The following is an 18,883-nucleotide window of genomic DNA, read 5'->3' as shown; positions in this document are numbered from 1 at the left end:
TTACCCCTGCGCCACGAGAATGAGCGCGGCGATGATAAATCCCAGCGCAATAATGCGTTTTGTATCGATCCTGCGGTGCGGCGTACCCAGCAGGCCATAGTGGTCAATAATCAGGCTTTTAAAGACCTGGCCTGCCAGAATGCCGATCATCGTCATAGCAATACCGATCGCTGGCGTGGCAATGGTGAGAATGATGACGTAGACCGGGCCGAGCACGCCGCCCAGCAGGTGCCATGACGGCTGCGCAAAAAATGAGGGACTGTTGCGGGGGCTGAAAAACAGCATCAGCAGAAACGTCAGCCCGGTTCCCACGCTAAATATGCTGAACGCCGCCCACAGGTCGCCCACCTCCGCGCCCAGCGGCCCCAGCAGCCCGGCTTCCACGGACAGCCCCATGCCGCCGGCAATCACCAGTAAAATTAAAATAATGTGCATAACGCTTTTTCTCCTTTTTCCAGGCGGAGAAGATTACGTCTGAACATCATTGAGAAAAATGCCATAATGCAGGAACCACCTGTGCAGGAAATGCATTAATGATGGATGCCGGACATATCAGCGTTCGCGCGCTGCTGATCTTCATCGACGTTTATGAAACGCAGAATTTTTCCGTGGTGGCGAGGCGGGAAGGGATTTCTGCGTCGCAGGTTTCCCGCATGATCCACCAGCTTGAGGACGCCCTCGGGCAACAGCTTTTCTACCGCAACACGCGGGCGATTATGCCCACAGAGAGCGGGCATCTTTTTGTGCGCTATGCCCGGGCGATGGCCGGAAATCTGGAGGATGCGCGACGCGAGCTGGATGAACGCGCCCGCGAGCCGTCGGGCACGCTGCGTATCAATGGCCCGGTCTTTTTCGGACAACGGCACATCGCGCCGGGCCTGCCGGGGCTTCTGGCGCGTTATCCTCGTCTCTCCATTGAACTGACCCTCACCGACGATTTTATCGATCCGCACCGCGACGCCGCGGACGTTATCTTCCGCATCGGCGCGCTGACGGACTCCTCGTTTCACGCCCGGGTGTTCGGTCAGCAGTTCTACCATCTGGCGGCCTCGCCGGACTATCTGCAAAAACATGGCGCGCCCGACGGGCCGGACGATCTCAGCCGTTACCACTGTCTGGTTTACCGCGGCTCGTCCGGGCCTAACCGCTGGCTGATCCGGCAGTCGGGCGAGGCGTGGGTTCACTATCCCATCGTACCGCTGATGACTTCCAATAACGCGGAAACGCTCCTGATTGCGGCGCTGGGCGGCATGGGCGTTGTGCTATTCCCGGACTGGATGGTGAGCGAACGGCTCAAAAGCGGTGAGCTGGTGGCACTGCTGCCGGAAATGGAGTGTTCTATTAATACGGAGCCACTGACGATTGCGGCGATTTACCCGAACGCGCGTCATCCGCCCCTGAACGTCAGGGCGGTGATTGACTACTATATTGAGCGGTTCGGTACGCCGCTGTACTGGCAAACCTGAAGTTTAGCGGGCAAGCTCGCGACGGATAATGTCAGCCCCGGCGCTTAATGCCTTCAGCTTACCGTTGGCGACCTGGCGGGAAAGGGGAGCCATGCCGCAGTTGGTGGACGGATAGAGCTTGTCTGCATCCACAAACTGCAACGCCTTGCGTAGCGTATCGGCGACCTCTTCCGGCGTTTCGATGGTCTGGGTGGCAACATCAATTGCCCCGACCATCACTTTTTTACCGCGGATCAGCTCCAGCAGATCCATCGGCACGCGCGAGTTGTGGCACTCCAGCGAGATGATATCGATCTTTGAGGTCTGCAACTTTGGAAACGCCTCTTCATACTGGCGCCACTCGGAGCCGAGCGTTTTTTTCCAGTCCGTATTGGCTTTGATGCCGTACCCGTAGCAGATATGTACTGCGGTTTCGCATTTCAGCCCTTCAATGGCGCGCTCCAGCGCGGCGATGCCCCAGTCATTCACTTCGTCGAAAAAGACGTTAAAAGCAGGTTCGTCGAACTGAATAATGTCAACGCCGGCCGCTTCCAGCTCGCGGGCTTCCTGATTGAGAATTTTAGCGAACTCCCAGGCCAGCTTTTCGCGGCTTTTATAGTGAGCATCGTATAGCGTGTCGATCATGGTCATCGGGCCAGGCAGCGCCCACTTGATCGGCTTATCCGTCAGCTGGCGAAGGTATTTCGCGTCGTCTACAAACACTGGTTTCTGGCGCGCCACCGCGTCTACCACGGTCGGCACGCTCGCATCGTAACGGTTACGGATGCGCACCGTCTGACGATTTTCAAAATCCACGCCGCTGAGATGTTCAATAAAGGTGGTGACGAAATGCTGGCGGGTTTGTTCCCCGTCGCTGACGATATCAATCCCGGCGCGAATCTGTTCATCCAGAGACAAACGCAGCGCATCCTGTTTCCCTGCCAGTAATTCCTCATCCTGGAGTTTCCACGGCGACCAGAGCGTTTCCGGCTGCGCAAGCCAGGTGGGTTTCGGCAGGCTGCCAGCCGTCGATGTCGGGAGCAATGTTTTCATAAGAAGAACCTTTTATTCGTATTAAATTAAAGCGTGAAGTGATGAGACCACTGCTCAAGAAGGGTTTTATAGGGTTTGATGAACCGCTCTTCGGTATATTTACCCTGTTCAATGGCCAGCCGGCTGCGCTCTTCACGGTCATAGACGATTTTTGTTAATGAGTGATCCTGCTGATTCAGGTCGGGCTGATAGCACTGTCCCGCAGCGGAATTGGCATTGTAAATTTCTGGTCGATAGATCTTCTGGAACGTCTCCATGGTGCTGATGGTGCCGATCAGTTCCAGATTGGTGTAATCACGCAGTAAATCGCCGGTGAAGAAGAAGGCAAATGGCGCGACGCTGTTTTCCGGCATGAAATAGCGAACCTTGAGGCCCATCTTCGCGAAGTACTGTTCCGTTAGCGACTCGCCGTCCGGCTGGTACTCATACCCCAGCACCGGGTGGTGGTTACCGGTACGACGATAGGTGTCTTTGCTGGAGACGCTCAGGCAGATCACCGGCGCTTTTTTAAAGTTCGCCTGATATTCCGCAGAATGAATGAAGCTTTTAAAGATATTGCCGTGCAGCTCGCCAAAATTCTCGGGAAGGGTAAAACGGGGCTGATCTTTATTATGTTCCAGCAGCAGGACGCTGAAATCATAGTCACGAACATAGGATGAGAAGTTATTCCCGACGATGCCTTCGATGCGCTCGTGGGTCTTTTTATCCACAATCGTCGTTTGCAGAATTTCGATGGCCGGGAAAGTAAAATCGCCGCCGATATTCATATCGACTGAAATAATCTCCAGCTCGACGGCATAGCGGTCGGCTTTCGGGTTATCCCAGCTCGCCAGCGCGTTAAAGCGGTTGTTGATCATCACTAGCGTATTGCGCAGGTTCTCCTGACGCTTCTCGCCACGCGCCAGGTTGGCGAAGTTGGTGGTGGTGCGCGTGTTTTCTGACGGGTTATAATTTTCATCAAAGCAACTGCGCTTAAGGGTAAATGTGAAAGCCTGACTCATTTGGTTATGCATCCTAAGTTCATGTTGCCTAAACGTTATCAATGCATAATTTATGCCTGAGCCACTGGCGCAGGGGAAGTGACTTAATTTCACTGCGTCATGAGGGTTCTTCATGAACTGCGCGATTCAGGTATAATCCCCCGACATTTCCAACCGGTTTAAACGATCATGACAAAACTCACCCTACAAGAGCAGATGCTGAAAGCGGGCTTAGTCAGCAGTAAAAAGATGGCGAAGGTTCAGCGCACGGCGAAAAAATCCCGCGTCCAGGCTCGCGAGGCGAGAGAGGCTGTTGAAGAGAACAAGAAAGCCCAGCTGGAGCGTGATAAGCAGCTGAGCGAACAGCAAAAACAGGCGGTGCTGGCAAAAGAGTTCAGGGCGCAGGTGAAGCAGCTGATTGAGATGAACCGCATCACCGTGGCGAAGGGCAACATTACCTTTAACTTTACCGATGGCAGCCTGATCAAAAAAATCGACGTCGATAAGCAGACGCAAACCCAACTGATCAACGGTCGTCTGGCGATTGCCCGACTGGTGATTAACGCGAATGGCGACTGTGATTACGCGATTATCCCGGCGGTTGTGGCGGATAAAATTGCCCAGCGCGATGCGGACAGCATTGTGCTAAACAGCGCGCTGAGTCAGGAAGAGCAGGACGAAGACGATCCGTACGCAGACTTCAAAATCCCTGACGATTTAATGTGGTAAACCTCGTTCAGAATGGCGCGGCGTGACGGGCATTCATGGTCTCGCCGCTCAGCGGATGAATAAAACTCAGAACGCTTGCATGCAGCATCAGCCGGGGCGTTTCTTCCGCCCCCGGCCATTCCAGACCCCCATACAGATCGCACCCCAGAATAGGATGGCCTAACTGCTGGCAGTGAATGCGCAGCTGGTGGGTGCGCCCGGTCTCCGGGGTAAGCTCAACCCGCGTCAACGGCATTGTCGTATCCTGGTAAATACGTTCCATCACCCGATAGCGGGAGCGAGCGGGCTTACCGGTGTGGGCACAGATCGTCATCAGCGGAAACAGCGCCGGATCTTTGGCAATCGGGGCATCCACGGTCCCTTCGTCCTGTTCCACATGTCCGCACAACAGGGCGGTGTAAACCTTGGTCACGGCGCGCTGGCTGAACTGGTGGCAAAGCGCGGCGTTAATCGCTTTGTTACGTGCAATGACCATCAGACCCGAAGTGCCAAAATCAAGACGATGCACCAGCGTGCAGCCGGGAAAGCTTTGCACCAGACGGTGGTGGACGGAATCGCGGTTTTGCGGATTTTTCCCGGACAGGCTGAGCAGACCAGAGGGTTTGTTGATCAGCAGCAGATGCTCGTCCTGCCAGAGGATCTCAATGTCGTCGTGACAGGGTGGTGCAATAAACGTATCGATAATGACAGACATCAGGCCGCCGGGCTGGAGAGTGGGTGCGGATGATAACGAAATACGGGGGAAAGAAAAACCCTCCCACCGGGCGGTGAGAGGGGGAAAATTTAGGCTGCGACCAGGCTGTCGATAGCGGCTTTCGCGTCGGTCTGCGCTTTGGTGGCTACTTCCGGGCCGTAAGCGATACCTTCAGCGAACACGAAGTTCACGTCGGTAATGCCGATGAAGCCCAGGAACAACGTCATGTACGGTGCGACCAGATCGGTAGGGGTATCTTTGTGAATACCGCCGCGGCTGGTCAGGACGATAGCGCGTTTACCTTTCACCAGACCTTCCGGGCCGTTCTCGGTGTAACGGAAGGTTACGCCAGCGCGCGCCACCAGGTCGAAGTAGTTCTTCAGCTGCGTAGGAATGTTGAAGTTATACATTGGGGCGTTGATCACGATAACGTCGTGGGCCTGCAACTCAGCAATCAGCTCGTCGGAGAGCGCCAGGGCTTCCTGCTGACGTGGGGTGAGAGGCGCATCGCTCGGACGCAGCGCGCCAACCAGCTCGCCGTCCAGCACAGGAATCGGGTTTGCCGCCAGGTCACGCACGGTGATTTCATCCGCGCTGTGCTGTTCACGCCACTGTTCAACGAAATAGTCAGCCAGCTGACCAGACTGTGAATACCCTGCCAGAATACTGGATTTCAACACTAATACTTTGCTCATGGGAATTTCCTGTTTTGTATTTGATTGAGGGGGGTGCCCCGTTGCTTGTTGACACTTTATTCACAATCCTGCCACAGGGATAGCGCAATATATCGAAGCCTATGTTCGAATTTTTTGAATAAGGCGCGAAAAGCACTGATGTGGTACTCTATAGCAATCATTAAAAAGAGATTTTATCCGGCAGTGCACTGCCCGTTAACGCTATGACAGAACAACAGAAATTATCCTTCCCGGTGCTGATGCAACAGCTTGATTCGCTGATGCTGCGCGATAAACAGCGGTTTGCGCGCCGTCTGCACGGCGTTAAGAAGGTTAAAAATCCTGATGCACAACAGGCCATTTACCAGGAGATGGCCAAAGAGATTGAACAGGCGGCAGGGAAAGTTATGCTGCGCGAAGCCGCACGCCCGGAGATTACCTATCCGGAAAACCTGCCCGTCAGCCAGAAAAAACAGGACATTCTTGAGGCCGTGCGCGACCACCAGGTGGTGATCGTCGCGGGGGAAACCGGTTCAGGTAAAACCACTCAGCTGCCGAAGATCTGCATGGAATTAGGCCGCGGGGTGAAAGGGTTGATCGGTCACACCCAGCCGCGTCGTCTGGCGGCGCGCACCGTGGCGAACCGTATTGCCGACGAGCTGCAAACGGAGCCGGGCGGCTGCATCGGCTACAAGGTGCGATTCAGCGACCACGTCAGCGATAACACCATGGTTAAGCTGATGACCGACGGTATCCTGCTGGCGGAAATCCAGCAGGATCGTCTGCTGATGCAGTACGACACTATCATCATCGATGAAGCGCACGAGCGCAGCCTGAACATCGACTTCCTGCTCGGCTACCTGAAAGAGCTGCTGCCCCGGCGTCCGGATCTGAAAATCATCATCACCTCCGCGACCATCGACCCGGAGCGCTTCTCAAAACATTTCAATAATGCGCCGATCATTGAAGTCTCAGGCCGAACCTACCCGGTTGAAGTGCGCTATCGCCCGATTGTTGAAGAGGCGGACGATACCGAGCGCGACCAGCTTCAGGCCATCTTCGATGCCGTCGACGAGCTGGGCAACGAGAGTTCTGGCGACATTCTGATCTTCATGAGCGGCGAGCGTGAGATCCGCGATACCGCCGATGCGCTCAGCAAGCGCGATCTGCGCCATACCGAGATCCTGCCGCTGTACGCGCGCCTGTCCAACAGCGAGCAGAACCGCGTGTTCCAGCCGCACAGCGGGCGCCGCATCGTGCTGGCGACCAACGTGGCCGAAACCTCGCTGACCGTACCGGGCATTAAATACGTGATCGACCCGGGTACGGCGCGCATCAGCCGCTACAGCTACAGAACCAAAGTTCAGCGTCTGCCGATCGAGCCGGTTTCGCAGGCGTCAGCTAATCAGCGTAAGGGCCGCTGCGGCCGCGTGTCGGAAGGGATCTGTATTCGTCTCTATTCGGAAGACGATTTCCTTTCGCGCCCGGAGTTTACCGATCCGGAGATCCTGCGAACCAACCTGGCATCCGTTATCCTGCAAATGACCGCGCTGGGGCTGGGCGATATCGCCGCCTTCCCGTTTGTGGAAGCGCCGGATAAGCGCAATATTCAGGACGGGGTGCGGCTGCTGGAAGAGCTGGGTGCCATTATCACCGACGAGCAGGCGACGGCCTACAAGCTAACGCCGTTGGGCCGCCAGCTTAGCCAACTGCCGGTCGACCCGCGTCTGGCGCGCATGGTGCTGGAGGCGCAAAAACACGGCTGCGTGCGCGAGGCGATGATCATCACTTCGGCGCTCTCCATTCAGGATCCGCGCGAGCGTCCGATGGACAAACAGCAGGCGTCGGATGAAAAACACCGTCGCTTCCACGATAAAGAGTCCGATTTCCTCGCATTCGTCAACCTGTGGAACTACCTCGGCGAGCAGCAAAAAGCGCTCTCTTCGAATCAGTTCCGCCGTCAGTGCCGGGTGGATTTCCTCAACTACCTGCGCGTGCGCGAGTGGCAGGATATCTACACCCAACTGCGCCAGGTAGTGAAAGAGCTGGGCATCCCGGTGAACAGTGAACCGGCGGAGTACCGCGAAATTCATATCGCCCTATTGACCGGCCTGCTGTCCCATATCGGGATGAAGGATGCGGATAAACAGGAATTTACCGGCGCACGCAACGCGCGTTTCTCCATCTTCCCGGGCTCCGGTTTGTTCAAGAAGCCGCCGAAGTGGACCATGGTCGCCGAGCTGGTGGAAACCAGCCGTCTGTGGGGGCGTATCGCCGCGCGTATCGATCCAGAGTGGGTTGAGCCGGTGGCGCAGCACCTGCTGAAACGCTCGTACAGTGAGCCGCACTGGGAGCGCGGGCAGGGCGCGGTGATGGCGACGGAAAAAGTCACCGTTTACGGCCTGCCGGTGGTTGCAGCGCGTAAGGTTAACTACAGCCAGATTGACCCGGCGCTGAGTCGCGAGCTGTTTATCCGCCATGCGCTGGTGGAAGGCGACTGGCAGACGCGCCATGCGTTCTTCCGCGAAAACCTCAAGCTGCGTGCCGAGGTGGAAGAGCTTGAACACAAGTCCCGCCGCCGCGACATTCTGGTGGACGACGAGACGCTGTTTGAGTTTTACGACCAGCGCATCAGCCACGATGTGATCTCGGCGCGCCATTTCGACAGCTGGTGGAAGAAAGCCAGCAAAGAGACCCCGGACCTGCTCAACTTTGAAAAGAGCATGCTGATCAAAGAGGGCGCGGAGTCGGTCAGCAAGCTCGACTACCCGAACTTCTGGCATCAGGGCAACCTCAAGCTGCGTCTGACCTATCAGTTTGAGCCGGGCGCGGATGCCGATGGCGTGACGGTGCACATTCCGCTGCCGCTGTTAAACCAGGTGGATGAGAGCGGGTTTGAGTGGCAAATTCCCGGCCTGCGCCGCGAGCTTGTCATTGCATTAATCAAATCCCTGCCTAAACCAGTGCGGCGCAACTTTGTACCGGCGCCGAACTACGCCGAAGCGTTTTTAGGCCGCGTCACGCCGCTGGAACTGCCGCTGCTGGACGCACTGGAGCGTGAGTTCCGACGCATGACCGGGACCACCATTGACCGCGACGACTGGAACTGGGATCAGGTGCCCGATCACCTGAAAATCACATTCCGCGTAGTGGACGATAAAAACAAAAAGCTGCTCGAAGGCCGTTCTCTGACGGAGCTGAAAGAAGCGCTGAAAGGTAAAGTCCAGGAGACGCTCTCTGCGGTGGCCGATGACGGTATTGAGCAGAGCGGGCTGCACATCTGGAGCTTTGGTCAGCTTCCGGAAAGCTATGAGCAGAAGCGCGGGAACTACAAGGTGAAAGCCTGGCCCGCGCTGGTGGATGAGCGCGACAGCGTGGCGATTAAGCTCTTTGACAATCCGCAGGAGCAACAGCAGATGATGTGGCGCGGGCTGCGTCGCCTGCTGCTGCTTAACATCCCGTCGCCGATTAAGTATCTGCACGAGAAGCTGCCGAACAAAGCCAAGCTGGGGCTCTACTTTAACCCGTACGGTAAGGTGCTGGATCTGATCGACGACTGCATCTCCTGCGGTGTGGACAAACTGATCCACGAGGCGGGCGGTCCGGTCTGGACGGAAGAGGGCTTTGCTCAGCTTCATGAAAAGGTGCGCGCGGAGCTGAACGACACCGTGGTGGAGATTGCCAAACAGGTCGAGCAGATCCTCACCGCCGTGTTCAATATCAACAAGCGCCTGAAGGGGCGGGTGGATATGACCATGGCCCTGGGTCTGTCGGACGTGAAGGCGCAGATGGCGGGGCTGGTGTATCGCGGCTTTGTCACCGGCAACGGCTTTAAGCGTCTGGGTGATACGCTGCGTTATTTGCAGGCGATAGAGAAGCGTCTGGAGAAAATGGCGGTCGATCCGCATCGCGATCGAGCGCAGATGCTGAAAGTCGAAAACGTGCAGCAGGCGTGGCAGCAGTGGCTCAACAAACTGCCGCCAGCGCGTCGCGATGATGACGACGTGCGGGAGATCCGCTGGATGATCGAGGAGCTGCGCGTCAGCTTCTTCGCCCAGCAGCTCGGTACGCCATATCCCATTTCGGATAAGCGTATCTTGCAGGCGATGGAGCAGATCTCCGGCTAAAACCATTGCCCGGTGGCGCTGCGCTTACCGGGCCTACGGGAGAACATGCAGGCCGGGTAAGGCGTAGCCGCCACCCGGCTTTTTTATCGTTCCACCATCGCTAGCGTAAACCCATCCCACCCCTTAACGCCCACTGTTTGCAGCGCGGTGGCGGTTAAGCGTGGGTTATCTCCAGTCATCTCGATAAACTTCCGTACCCCCTGCACGCGTGCATCGTCGCTTTGCCCGTTAACCACCTCGCCGTCGCGCACCACGTTATCGCCGATTATGACCGTGCCGGGACGGGAGTAGTGCAGCGCCCATTCCAGGTAGCCGGGATTGTTTGGCTTATCGGCATCAATAAAGATCAGGTCAAAGGGCGGGACGTCACCGAAATTCTCGAGCGACTTTAGCGCCGGGCCTGTAATCAGTTCGATACGATCGCCGAGTCCCGCAAGATGAATATTCTGTCGTGCAACTGCGGCATGTGTCGGGTCCGCTTCTAGCGTAATCAACTTTCCGTCCGGCGGCAGGGCGCGCGCCATGGGGGTATCGCCAGAGGCGAAATGTAGGCCGGGTAAGGCGTAGCCGCCACCCGGCATGTTTTCACGCACTGACCCAACCGCCGCCCAGCGCTTTATACAAATCAATTTGCGCCAGCAGCAGGTTGTTTTTCACCTGTACCACGCTGGTCTGCACCGAGAACAGCGTGCGCTGTGCATCGAGCACATCCAGATAAGAAGAGTACCCGTTGCGGTAGCGGTTTTGCGCTATCCGCAGCGTCTCCTGCGCGACCGCCTGCTGAGCCAGCAGCTCGTTAAGCTGTTCCTGATAACGAGTGATGGCATCAAGGCTGTCATTCACCTCGGCAAACGCATTACGTACGGTTTTTTCGTAGCTGTACAACGCCTGATTACGCTGAGACTGAGAGATATCCACCTGTGCATTCAGCGCCTGTCGGTTCAGCAGCGGCGCAAGAATACTGCCGCCCACGCTCCAGAGCTGGAGGGGGTTATCCAGCAATCCCGACAGCGTGCGATCCTGCACCGATCCTGTGGCCGTGAGGTTGATCGACGGCAGCAGGCTGGCGCGCGATGCCGCCAGCGTCGCGTCCGCCGCAATCAGCTGACGTTCAGCCTGGACGATATCCGGACGCCGGTTCAGTAACGTCGACGGCAGTTGGGAGGGCAGTTTCAGCGGCGTCAGGGCATCAAAGCTTTCACCGCGCGCAACGTCACCCGGGTTGCTGCCCAGCAGCAGGCTAAGCGCATTCTCCTGCTGCGCAATCTGGTGCTGAAGCAGTGGAACCTGAGCGCGGGTGGCGCGCAGCTCAGAATCCGATTGCATCAGCTCAAGGCGAGAGCTGTATCCCGTCTCAAACTGTCGTTTAGCAAGATTGAACGCCTCTTCACGCGATTTCAGCGTGGACTGGGTAACGCGAAGCTGTTCATCCAGCGACAGGAGAGTGACGTACCCGGAGGCCACCGACGATGCGACCGTGAGATCTGCCGCCGCGGCCGCCGCCTTTTGTGCCTCCAGCGACGCTTCGGCGGCACGGGAGGTGCTGCGGTTTACCCCCCAGATATCCACGTCGTAGCTGGCGGTCAGGCTGCCTTTGTACAACGTACCGTATACCGGAAGGCCTGTGGCGGCGGACTGCGAGCGCGCGCGCGTCCCGGTCACGCCCGCGTCAAGCGACGGGAACAGGCTGCCGTCGGCGGCGTATACCCGGGCCTGGTACTCGTTAATCCGCTCGCGGGCAATCAGCACGTCGCTGTTGTTCTTCAGCGCCTGATCCACATAGTGATTCAGATTGCTGTCGTGGAAATTACGCCACCAGAGCTGCTCTGTCGGGCTGGTTGGCCCCGACGTCGCGCGCCACTGGGCCGGGATGTGCAGGGACGATTTGGCGGGCTCAACGTCAACCGACTGGCAACCCGCAAGGATAGCCATCATCAGCAGGCCGGCTATCGGGCGAAGCGTCATTGTTTCGCCTCCCGCGTGTCGATGGTGACCTGCACCGACATGCCAGGGCGCAGCAGCCGGTACGCCTCCGGCTCACCGAGTACCTCAATGCGTACCGGGATGCGCTGGGCGATTTTAACAAAGTTGCCCGTGGCGTTATCCGGGGTGATAGCGCTGAACTCGACGCCTGTGGCCGGGGATATGCTCTCCACGCGGCCCTGATAGGCTTTATCGTTTAACGCATCGACGGTGAATTTCACTGGCTGTCCGACGCGTAAATTCGCCAGCTGCGTCTCTTTGATATTGGCGATCACCCAGTGCTGCGGCGGGACCAGCGTGGTAAGGTGCGTCCCGGCGGTGACGTACGCTCCCAGACGCACCGCAATCTGCCCGAGCTGACCGTCACGCGGCGCGACAATTCGGGTGTTTTGCAGATCGATCTGCGCAAGCTCCAGCGCGGCTTTCGCATTTTCAACGTCCGCTTCCAGCGAAGCGCGATTGACGATAACCGTTTGTAGATCCTGGCGCGACATCTCAAGCGTTGCTTTCGCCTGGTCGATATCGGCGCTCCCCTGGGCGGCACTGGCCAGCGCCGCATCGCGCTCGCGAATGGACAGGGAGCCGTCTGCGGTCAGATCCTTCACGCGTTTCAGATCCGCCTGGGTTTTCAGACTTTGGGCACGGGCGTTTTTCAGTGCCGCTTCGTTTTTGGCAATCACCGCTTCCGCGCTTTTACGCTGTTGCAGGTTGTTGTTCAGCGCAGCAATTTTCATTGCCAGCTGCGCCTCGGCCTGATGGACGCGCTGGCGATAGATCCGGTCATCAATCTGCAACAGCAGGTCGCCTTTTTTAACCTGCACAAAATCCTGAACATGGACCTCAGTAATGTAGCCGTTGACTTGCGGACTGATGAACGTGGTCTGGCCGCGCACGTAGGCGTTATCAGTAAACTGGGTATGACGCGTGAACGGGGGCAACTGCCAGGCATAAAGGATCACCAGCACCCCGACAATGCCGATAGCCGCGGCGGTGAAAATGGAAACGACGCGTACATTTTTGCGGGTGTTGGCCTGCTCTTTGGCGGCATCCTGCTGACTCATAACTTCTCCTGAAAAATAGTCATTACTTATTGCCAGTGGCGTTCTTAAGGGCCATACGGGCGGTGATGCGCAGGCGCAGCAAGCGCCATAAAATCCAGACCAGCGTGGCTGTGGCAATGCTCGCCGTCAGGAGATAAGTATCGTTGTAAGCCAGAATGTTTGCCTCAAGCGTCGTCACCGTCTGAAGCTGAATAATGGCCTGGGTTCCCAACAGGGAACTGTCGCCAACCAGGCTTTTATACATCTGGGTGTAAAGCTGAATGCGTTCGTTCACCAGCGGGTTGAGGGTGGTGAGCTGGTCAGCCAGCAGGCTGGAATGGTACTTCTCGCGCCAGGTCTGGAAGGTACCAAGGATTGCAGAACCCAGCAGGCCACCAAGGTTCTGACTCATGCCAAACATCACGGAAAAGCTGACCAGATTGCGTGGTTCGGCGATCACCCCGCCAATGGCGGCCAGCATCGCAGGGGCGAGGAAGAAAGCGCTGCCGAAACCAAGCAGGAACTGGCTGAACATCAGCTGATCCGGCCGGGTCAGGTTGTTGGACTGGCTGTCCAGCAGCGAAGCAACAATCATCAGCGCCAGCGAGGTGATAATCGGCCAGGCCAGCTTAGTGGGTTTGATCGTCAGACAGCTGGTGACGATACCGCAGACGATTCCGGCGAAAATAGACCACGCCAGATGGGTCATCTGTTCATTCTGTAGGCCCGCATATTGCAGCCAGCCGATGACGCCGGTGTTCTGTTCCGCCAGTACGATGCGGATCAGCAGCATAATCAATCCCAGGCGTACGATGCTGCCGCTGGACAGCCAGCGGGTATTGAGCAGCGGGTTGCTGCGGTTATGTTCAAAGACGATTGCACAGACAATTAGCACCAGCGAGAGAGCCAACGCCCAGCCGATCCACGGTGTTTCAAACCACCATTCCAGACGCCCTAGCGACAGAACCGCGCACAACAGCGCCATACCGGGCGCAAGCAAAAAGAAGGTGATGAAATCTTTCTTCTCGAAAACTTTGCGTCGATCGCCCGGGGGCAGTTTCAGCACCATCACGCAGGCCAGTGAGATCAGGGCCAAACCCAGCTCGAAGAAGTACAGCCCGCGCCACTCATCAAGCTGCAACAGCTCGGTGGAGAACAGCCGCGCCAGCGGTATCGCCAGCGACGAACCGGTAATGCCGATGGTCAGCGCCTTTAGTCGGTGCTTCGCGGGCCAGGCCTGTATCTGGTAATAAATGCCGAGCGAGCTGAGCGCGGCGGCGACCATCCCGTGTGCCGCACGTACCATCAGCGCCGAGCTGAGATCGTTCACAAACAGGTGGAAAAAGGTGACCAGCACATACAGCACCAGGAAGCCTTCCGTAAACGCGCGCAAACCGTACTGCTGGCGAAACTTTACCAGCAGCAGGTTGATGGAGACGTTGGTCATGACATATACGGCAGGCAGCCAGGCGATTTCAGTCGACCAGGCGCCGAAGGTGCCTTGCAGATTTTGCAGATTGGCGGTGACGACCGCGTTACCCAGCGCCCCGGTCAGACACACCAGCAGGCCGACCACGCCATAGGCGATCCGTTTCGACGTCGGATGTTCCGGGGTGGAAGGGGAACCCAGCAGAGCGGGTTTCTCGTGTGGCTGCCACTCGCGAGGAGCATAAGGATCGCGTTGGGGCAGGCGCATAACGGGGTTTACCTTTAAAAATGTTGAATTGTGAGCGGGCTAATGATTCTACGGCTGACGCAAATCATAATTCAAGTGAATACGAATATTGTATGTTAATCAAATGTAGAGGGAATGATGAAGAAAAAGTGCGGCTCGCGAACGGAGCCGCAATAATATTATCGCTGTTCCGGCTGCGCCTGAAGGTGGCGTTCACGGTTGATGCGGCTGGCACAAAAAATTGCAATGAGGGAGATAGCGACCGTCACGCCCAGATACCAGGCCACGGGTACCCAGTCGCCGTCGTATTTCGCCAGCAGTCCGGTAGCTATTAGCGGTGCCGTTCCGCCCGCCAGCGCGGCCCCAAGTTGATAACCCAGCGTGATACCGGTGTAGCGAACGTTGGCACTGAAAATTTCAGAGCAGAGCGTGCCGAGAACTGCCGTCACCGGTGCCCACAGTACGCCAAAAGCGATAACGGTCGCGAGCACAATTCCCCAGGTGGTACCGGTATTCAGCAGCATAAACCAGGGCACGATAAACAGGCCGAGCACGAAGACACTGACGGCGTACATACGCTGGCGACCAACCCTGTCGGAGAGCAGCCCCATCAGCGGGATCATGATAGTGGCGACCAGTGCGCCAAGAGTTACTGCCTCCAGCGCCTGGGATTTCTGATAGGTCAGGGTGGTAGTGGCGTAGCTCACCACAAACGTGGAGAAAATATAGAACGGTGCTGTCTCAACAACCTTAAGCCCGGCGGCAATTAGCACTTCACGCCAGTGGTGTTTTATGGTGTCGCGCAGCGGAGCTTTCGCAACCTGACCGGATTTTTTCACTTTCTGGAAATCAGGCGTTTCGTCAATATCTTTCCGGATCCAAAGCCCCAATATTACCAGCACGGAACTGAGCAGGAACGGAATGCGCCAGCCCCAGGAGAGAAAATCCTCTTCGCTGAACAGCGTCATTAGCGAGACGATAAATGTCGCCATCAACATGCCGATGGTAACGCCCGCCTGCGGAATACTGCCGAAGAAGCCTTTGCGTTTTTCTGGCGCATACTCGTAAGCCAGCAGCAGCGCGCCACCCCATTCACCGCCGATACCCATCCCCTGAATAATACGCATCAGGATCAGCAACGCGGGCGCCCACATCCCGATCATGTTGTAGGTGGGCAGCAGGCCAATCATCACGGTTGCACCTCCCATCAATGAAAGGGTGAGGACAAGCGTTTTTTTGCGACCGATACGATCCCCGATATGTGCAAAGAGAACGCCGCCAATGGGGCGAATAAAGAAGGTCAACGAAAAGGAGAGATAGGAGAGGATCAGCCCGATTACCGGGTCGACCATCGGAAAGAAAATCTTGTTAAACACCAGCGCGGCAGCGGTGCCATAGAGAAAATAATCAAACCATTCAATAGAACTTCCCGTAAGACTGGCAATTAATACCTTTTTGTTTTTCCGCAATACCGTTGTCGTGCTCGCATGTTGTGTCATGACTCAAAACTCCGCCACGTGGATGATAATAGAGGTGTTACCTGGCGCGCTTCAGGTGCAACCTGTCGGTGTGTAATGGTTGTGAAATTGTTAAGCAACTTAGGGTTGGATGTTACGTTTGGCAAGTCAGCCAGAACTAAAACGGGTCAGATCACGATGGATTAAGCAGCAACTGGTGCTTTTTCAGCACGCTGTTGTGGCAGGATGTGTTGAAGGGCAGATAATCAAAAGCACAAACTCAGGGTGCAACCCAATTGTTTTTGGATGTTTCTGGTTATTTCATCAAAATGACAAATATGCAGCGTAATGAGCACCTCGGCTTTCAGAGTGATCTCCTTTTCACCCCCGTTGTGTGAAGTACTCTAAAGATTAATGCTGTAAGGAGGTAACGATGACAATGGCACTTTTCCCCTGTCTGCCTGGCACAACACTCGACGCCGTGAATACCGTTGGAGCGTGGCTTGCTCAGGACGACTATCAGGACAACCAGCCCGTTGATCTGGTGATTCTGGCGGGTAACGCGGTGATCCCCGCGATTGATGCTGCCTGTAAAATCGCGGCTGAACAGGGGGTTCCTCTGATCATCAGCGGCGGGATCGGTCACTCGACGACCTTCCTCTACGCCGCGATTGCTAAGCACCCCCGCTATAACAGGATACCCACCACCGGGCGGGCTGAGGCGGCTATTCTGGCCGACATCGCCCGTGAATTCTGGAACATTCCGGCTGAGCATCTTCACGTTGAGGATCAGTCGACCAACTGTGGCGAAAACGCCCGCTTCAGCCGGGCGTTGATGAAACAGTCCGGACTGAATGCCGCCCGGGTGCTGGTAGTGCAGGACCCGACGATGCAGCGTCGCACAATGGCTACGTTTGCCCGCGTTTGCCGCGACGAGGCTGCATCGCCCGCATGGATGAGTCATCCCGGCCTGACGCCCGTGCTGCAAAACAGTGACGACGGTCTGGCGTTCAGCGGCCCGGTCGAGGGGTTATGGCCGGTAGAACGTTACCTGTCGCTGGTGCTGGGTGAATTTCCGCGACTCAGGGACGACATCAACGGCTACGGTCCGGCGGGACGTGATTTCATTGCCCATGTCGATATCCCTGCCGACGTGGACGCCGCGTGGCAGATCCTGCGAAACGACGTCATTCTCACCGACGCGCTGGTGAGCCGTTCTCTGCTGTAATGCTCTTGCCCGTTTGCGCCATCTTTTACGCAAACGGGCAGCCTTTGTTGCCGATTTGTGATTTTTGAAACGGGCTGACCCGTTTCTTTTATGAGATATCTCACAAAAACAGACTCATAGAGTAGGCAATTGCCCCGGTAATTATAGTTTTTAACATTAAGTTTACTTGTTAAAAACAGTGTGATTACAGGAGCAGGTTATGACAGTACCCGTACAACATCCTATGTATATTGATGGACAGTTTGTTGCCTGGCAGGGTGATGCCTGGATTGACGTGATCAATCCGGCCACGGAAGAGGTCATTTCCCGTATTCCCGACGGCACCGCCGAGGACGCCCGCAAGGCCATTGACGCGGCAGAGCGCGCGCAGGCTGGCTGGGAGGCGCTGCCTGCCATTGAACGCGCCAGCTGGCTACGCAAAATTTCCGCCGGGATCCGCGAGCGCGTCAGCGAAATCAGCGCGCTGATTGTGGCCGAAGGGGGCAAGATCCAGCAGCTGGCGGAAGTGGAGGTTAACTTTACCGCTGACTATATCGACTATATGGCCGAGTGGGCGCGCCGTTATGAAGGGGAAATCATTCAGAGCGACCGTCCGGGCGAGAATATTCTGGTGTTTAAGCGCGCCCTTGGCGTCACCACCGGCATTCTGCCGTGGAACTTTCCCTTCTTCCTGATTGCCCGTAAGCTCGCTCCTGCGCTAATCACCGGCAACACCATCGTTATCAAACCGAGCGAATTTACCCCAAACAACGCCATTGCGTTTGCCAAAATCGTCGACGAGATTGGCCTGCCGAAAGGCGTCTTCAACCTGGTGCTGGGCCGCGGTGAAACCGTCGGACAGGAGCTGGCCGGGAACCCGAAAGTGGCGATGGTCAGCATGACCGGCAGCGTCGGGGCGGGTGAAAAGATCATGGCTGCGGCTGCGAAAAACATCACCAAAGTGGGGCTGGAGCTGGGTGGTAAAGCCCCGGCCATCGTGATGGACGATGCCGACCTCGAGCTGGCCGTGAAGGCCATTGTGGATTCACGCGTCATCAATACCGGACAGGTGTGTAACTGCGCGGAACGTGTCTATGTTCAGAAGGGGATCTACGACCGCTTTGTGAATCGTCTGGGCGAGGCAATGAAAGCCGTCCAGTTTGGCAATCCGGCTGAGCGAACGGATATTGCCATGGGGCCGCTGATCAACGCCGCCGCGCTGGAGCGTGTGGAGCAGAAGGTGGCGCGCGCGGTGCAGGAAGGGGCTAAAGTGGTCCTTGGCGGTAAAGCGGCAGAGGGCAAAGGGTATTTTTATCCCCCAACGCTGCTGCTGGACGTACGTCAGGACATGGCCATCATGCACGAAGAGACCTTTGGCCCGGTGTTGCCGGTGGTGGCTTTCGACACCCTGGAAGAGGCCCTGAAAATGGCCAACGACAGCGACTACGGTTTAACCTCGTCTGTATATACGCAGGATCTGAATGTCGCCATGAAAGCCATTAAAGGGCTTAAGTTCGGCGAGACCTACATTAACCGTGAAAACTTTGAAGCGATGCAGGGCTTCCATGCGGGCTGGCGGAAATCCGGGATCGGCGGGGCGGATGGCAAACACGGTCTGAATGAGTATTTGCAGACGCAGGTAGTCTATTTGCAGTCGTAATCAGGAGCCCCCTCCATGCGAGATAATGTGTGCACGAAGCAGTTCCCTCGCCCCTTTGGGGAGAGGGTTAGGGTGAGGGGAACATACGGCTCTGGTGGTCATTCCGTTCACTTTAGGTTCCTTGCTACTCTGTAACAAAATGACCGGTGAACGTGCCAG

The 18,883-nt window shown here is 56.7% G+C and carries 14 protein-coding genes and 1 pseudogene; 5 read left to right on the top strand and 10 right to left on the bottom strand.

What is annotated here, in order from left to right:
• Nucleotides 1-435 carry a DMT family transporter gene (locus CKK19_RS09430; protein ID WP_003857304.1) on the bottom strand — a complete coding sequence of 145 codons (435 nt, stop codon included), beginning with the start codon at nucleotides 433-435 and terminating at the stop codon, nucleotides 1-3.
• Nucleotides 436-533: 98 nt separating this feature from the next.
• Between CKK19_RS09430 and CKK19_RS09425 the strand changes: the two genes are divergently transcribed.
• Nucleotides 534-1,466 (top strand): LysR family transcriptional regulator, encoded by a 933-nt coding sequence (locus tag CKK19_RS09425; protein WP_063853663.1) that lies wholly within the window; start codon nucleotides 534-536, stop codon nucleotides 1,464-1,466.
• 3 nt (nucleotides 1,467-1,469) lie between these two features.
• Here CKK19_RS09425 and CKK19_RS09420 read toward each other — a convergent pair whose 3' ends face one another.
• A complete protein-coding gene (locus tag CKK19_RS09420) occupies nucleotides 1,470-2,498 on the bottom strand; it encodes a methionine synthase (RefSeq protein WP_003857302.1) in 1,029 nt (342 codons plus the stop codon).
• A gap of 26 nt (nucleotides 2,499-2,524) precedes the next feature.
• Nucleotides 2,525-3,499: a DUF1852 domain-containing protein gene (locus tag CKK19_RS09415; protein ID WP_063147385.1), complete on the bottom strand. Its 975-nt coding sequence runs from the start codon at nucleotides 3,497-3,499 to the stop codon at nucleotides 2,525-2,527.
• A 168-nt stretch (nucleotides 3,500-3,667) separates the two neighbouring features.
• Here CKK19_RS09415 and CKK19_RS09410 point away from each other — a divergent pair, with 168 nt between their 5' ends.
• A complete protein-coding gene (locus CKK19_RS09410; protein WP_022648048.1) occupies nucleotides 3,668-4,207 on the top strand; it encodes a DUF2058 domain-containing protein in 540 nt (179 codons plus the stop codon).
• 7 nt (nucleotides 4,208-4,214) lie between these two features.
• Here the strand turns inward: CKK19_RS09410 and CKK19_RS09405 are convergent, their stop codons facing one another.
• Nucleotides 4,215-4,901: an RluA family pseudouridine synthase gene (locus CKK19_RS09405; protein ID WP_063201468.1), complete on the bottom strand. Its 687-nt coding sequence runs from the start codon at nucleotides 4,899-4,901 to the stop codon at nucleotides 4,215-4,217.
• A gap of 89 nt (nucleotides 4,902-4,990) precedes the next feature.
• Complete coding sequence (gene azoR, locus CKK19_RS09400; protein ID WP_022648050.1) at nucleotides 4,991-5,596, bottom strand: FMN-dependent NADH-azoreductase; 606 nt, start codon at nucleotides 5,594-5,596, stop codon at nucleotides 4,991-4,993.
• Nucleotides 5,597-5,799: 203 nt separating this feature from the next.
• Here azoR and hrpA point away from each other — a divergent pair, with 203 nt between their 5' ends.
• Nucleotides 5,800-9,702 carry an ATP-dependent RNA helicase HrpA gene (gene hrpA, locus CKK19_RS09395; RefSeq protein ID WP_063853661.1) on the top strand — a complete coding sequence of 1,301 codons (3,903 nt, stop codon included), beginning with the start codon at nucleotides 5,800-5,802 and terminating at the stop codon, nucleotides 9,700-9,702.
• A gap of 83 nt (nucleotides 9,703-9,785) precedes the next feature.
• On the opposite strand, the pseudogene CKK19_RS09390 reads toward hrpA, so the two are convergent.
• The 5 genes and pseudogenes from CKK19_RS09390 to CKK19_RS09370 all read right to left on the bottom strand — a co-directional run.
• Nucleotides 9,786-10,226: pseudogene (locus tag CKK19_RS09390) on the bottom strand (O-methyltransferase); the annotation flags it as partial.
• A 61-nt stretch (nucleotides 10,227-10,287) separates the two neighbouring features.
• Entirely contained in the window at nucleotides 10,288-11,667 is a 1,380-nt protein-coding gene (locus CKK19_RS09385) for an efflux transporter outer membrane subunit (RefSeq protein ID WP_063853660.1), read from the bottom strand.
• The gene (locus CKK19_RS09380) at nucleotides 11,664-12,746 is read right to left on the bottom strand and encodes an HlyD family secretion protein (RefSeq protein ID WP_032624299.1); all 1,083 of its coding nucleotides are present in this window, start codon (nucleotides 12,744-12,746) and stop codon (nucleotides 11,664-11,666) included. Before CKK19_RS09380 ends, CKK19_RS09385 begins: the two co-directional genes overlap by 4 nt.
• A 22-nt stretch (nucleotides 12,747-12,768) precedes the next feature.
• Nucleotides 12,769-14,421 (bottom strand): MFS transporter, encoded by a 1,653-nt coding sequence (locus CKK19_RS09375; RefSeq protein ID WP_023300055.1) that lies wholly within the window; start codon nucleotides 14,419-14,421, stop codon nucleotides 12,769-12,771.
• A gap of 158 nt (nucleotides 14,422-14,579) precedes the next feature.
• Complete coding sequence (locus tag CKK19_RS09370) at nucleotides 14,580-15,899, bottom strand: MFS transporter (RefSeq protein WP_063853659.1); 1,320 nt, start codon at nucleotides 15,897-15,899, stop codon at nucleotides 14,580-14,582.
• A 391-nt stretch (nucleotides 15,900-16,290) separates the two neighbouring features.
• On the opposite strand from CKK19_RS09370, the gene CKK19_RS09365 reads away from it, so the two are divergent.
• Together CKK19_RS09365 and aldA are read left to right on the top strand one after the other, a co-directional pair.
• A complete protein-coding gene (locus tag CKK19_RS09365) occupies nucleotides 16,291-17,085 on the top strand; it encodes a YdcF family protein (protein WP_022648057.1) in 795 nt (264 codons plus the stop codon).
• 199 nt (nucleotides 17,086-17,284) lie between these two features.
• Complete coding sequence (gene aldA, locus CKK19_RS09360; protein ID WP_023306155.1) at nucleotides 17,285-18,724, top strand: aldehyde dehydrogenase; 1,440 nt, start codon at nucleotides 17,285-17,287, stop codon at nucleotides 18,722-18,724.
• The last annotated feature ends 159 nt before the right edge of the window (nucleotides 18,725-18,883 follow it).

Source organism: Enterobacter sp. CCUG 70166, assembly GCF_020224095.1.
Classification (GTDB): Bacteria; Pseudomonadota; Gammaproteobacteria; order Enterobacterales; family Enterobacteriaceae; genus Enterobacter; species Enterobacter intestinihominis.
Note: the sequence above shows the minus strand (reverse complement) of the source record. Positions and strands in the feature narration are given on the sequence as shown.

Coding starts and splice junctions, on each gene's coding strand:
- CKK19_RS09370 (WP_063853659.1), bottom strand. CDS start 15,899: ATGACACAACATGCGAGCACGACAACGGTATTGCGGAAAAACAAAAAG.
- CKK19_RS09420 (WP_003857302.1), bottom strand. CDS start 2,498: ATGAAAACATTGCTCCCGACATCGACGGCTGGCAGCCTGCCGAAACCC.
- azoR (WP_022648050.1), bottom strand. CDS start 5,596: ATGAGCAAAGTATTAGTGTTGAAATCCAGTATTCTGGCAGGGTATTCA.
- CKK19_RS09385 (WP_063853660.1), bottom strand. CDS start 11,667: ATGACGCTTCGCCCGATAGCCGGCCTGCTGATGATGGCTATCCTTGCG.
- CKK19_RS09425 (WP_063853663.1), top strand. CDS start 534: ATGATGGATGCCGGACATATCAGCGTTCGCGCGCTGCTGATCTTCATC.
- CKK19_RS09365 (WP_022648057.1), top strand. CDS start 16,291: ATGACAATGGCACTTTTCCCCTGTCTGCCTGGCACAACACTCGACGCC.
- CKK19_RS09405 (WP_063201468.1), bottom strand. CDS start 4,901: ATGTCTGTCATTATCGATACGTTTATTGCACCACCCTGTCACGACGAC.
- aldA (WP_023306155.1), top strand. CDS start 17,285: ATGACAGTACCCGTACAACATCCTATGTATATTGATGGACAGTTTGTT.
- CKK19_RS09430 (WP_003857304.1), bottom strand. CDS start 435: ATGCACATTATTTTAATTTTACTGGTGATTGCCGGCGGCATGGGGCTG.
- CKK19_RS09380 (WP_032624299.1), bottom strand. CDS start 12,746: ATGAGTCAGCAGGATGCCGCCAAAGAGCAGGCCAACACCCGCAAAAAT.
- CKK19_RS09415 (WP_063147385.1), bottom strand. CDS start 3,499: ATGAGTCAGGCTTTCACATTTACCCTTAAGCGCAGTTGCTTTGATGAA.
- CKK19_RS09375 (WP_023300055.1), bottom strand. CDS start 14,421: ATGCGCCTGCCCCAACGCGATCCTTATGCTCCTCGCGAGTGGCAGCCA.
- hrpA (WP_063853661.1), top strand. CDS start 5,800: ATGACAGAACAACAGAAATTATCCTTCCCGGTGCTGATGCAACAGCTT.
- CKK19_RS09410 (WP_022648048.1), top strand. CDS start 3,668: ATGACAAAACTCACCCTACAAGAGCAGATGCTGAAAGCGGGCTTAGTC.